Genomic DNA, 1,512 nt, shown 5'->3' with positions numbered 1-1,512 from the left:
GGTGGGTAAAATGGGTTATTATTGACCCATTATCGTGATAATTCGTTTCATGTTCACTACGAAGATGGTTGTTGCACTTTGTATGTGCATACCTAATAAACCATGGGAATGACTTTTTTTAAACCCATGGCGATTCTTTAACTCTGCATTTTTAGCTTCGATCATATACCTGTTTTTCGCTAACTCCTTGAACTCATCTGTTTCCTGATAGAGTTGGTGTTCTTCATGAATTTTATCCTTCTTCAAAGTTACAGTATATGTCTTACTTGCGGCTCCTTCTTTATAACAGCCTTCTCTAAGTGGACAAACCTTACATTTCTCAATATCAAAGTAATGGGTTTCTCGTAACACAGTTCCTTCGGCAGCGTGTTTTTTCTTTCCGTGTAATGCTTTCTTAACAGCCATATGCCCAGCTGTACATACATATCGCCCAGCATCCTTATTGTAATAAAATTCCCCTGATGCTCGTTTATGTCCTTCTGAAACGGTCTTGCTTAATTTCGATACTAACTTAAATTCTTTCTCTTTTGCATATTCAATCATCTCTTTCTCGGAATAAGCCCCATCTCCAACGAGTGCCTTCACTTCAATTCCGTTTTCAACCGATTTCTCAATTAACTCTTGGGCGTGTTTTCCGTCATTCTGTTCACCTGTAGTAACGACAGCTGAGGTCACGATACGCTCTGGAACCATCGCAATGTGGGTTTTGTATCCAAAAAATGATGAATCTGAACTCTTATGTCCAACTTTTGCATCCTTTTCTACTGTTGAGTTTAGTTGTTCTATATCATCATTTACGGTCTCTTCCAGCAAGTGGGCTTTTAATTTAACGTCTTCTTTTATGTACAACTTTTCATCATTTTTAATGACTTTTATTAATTGAGTACAGTAGTTTATATGGTCTAATAAATCATTCGTATTTGGTTTAGCAGGCATTTTCTCCTTATATTTCTCGTCCAGTTTATAAACACTTTTCCTTAGTTGTTTCGACTGTTCTTGTAAAATTTCAACAGGAGACTTGGAGTTAAACATACTGTTCGTATGGGTTGAATCCACAATGATTTGATTGGATTTAATTAGCCCCTTTTCTAAGGCAATTTCAACTGTCTTTTTTATAAGTACATCTAATAATGAAGCATCTTTTAATCGCAGTCTTCTAAATTTCGTTAAGCTTGTAGGATGAACAATTTTATCTTCAGGTGCTACATCTAAAAAATATTTAAATGACATATCAAATGTCGCTCTCTCAATCAAATCACGATCAGACATAGGGTACATCACTTTGAGAAGTAATAACTTAAACATCATAATAGGGCATTTGGCAGTAGCACCAAATGCCTCAGTATACATATCTTTTAACTCATCATAGATAAATTCAAAGTCAACTAAGTCATTAAACTTCCTCAAGAAATGGTCTTTCGGGATCAAAATATTATAAAGTTCACTGTATGAACTGAGCTTTAATTCTTTTTTGGGTAGCATAGTTTCACCAATTTTCTAAATGTTTTCTAT

1 protein-coding gene is annotated in these 1,512 nt (G+C 35.1%); it reads right to left on the bottom strand.

Annotation, left to right across the window (positions count from 1 at the left end; genetic code table 11):
• Positions 1–18: 18 nt before the first annotated feature.
• Positions 19–1,482: an IS1182 family transposase gene (locus CVD19_RS19320; protein WP_101584621.1), complete on the bottom strand. Its 1,464-nt coding sequence runs from the start codon at positions 1,480–1,482 to the stop codon at positions 19–21.
• Positions 1,483–1,512: the final 30 nt, after the last annotated feature.

Source organism: Bacillus sp. T33-2, assembly GCF_002860205.1.
Classification (GTDB): domain Bacteria; phylum Bacillota; class Bacilli; order Bacillales; family Cytobacillaceae; genus T33-2.
The sequence above is the reverse complement of the archived record's forward strand: the minus strand, read 5'-3'. Positions and strand labels throughout refer to the sequence as shown.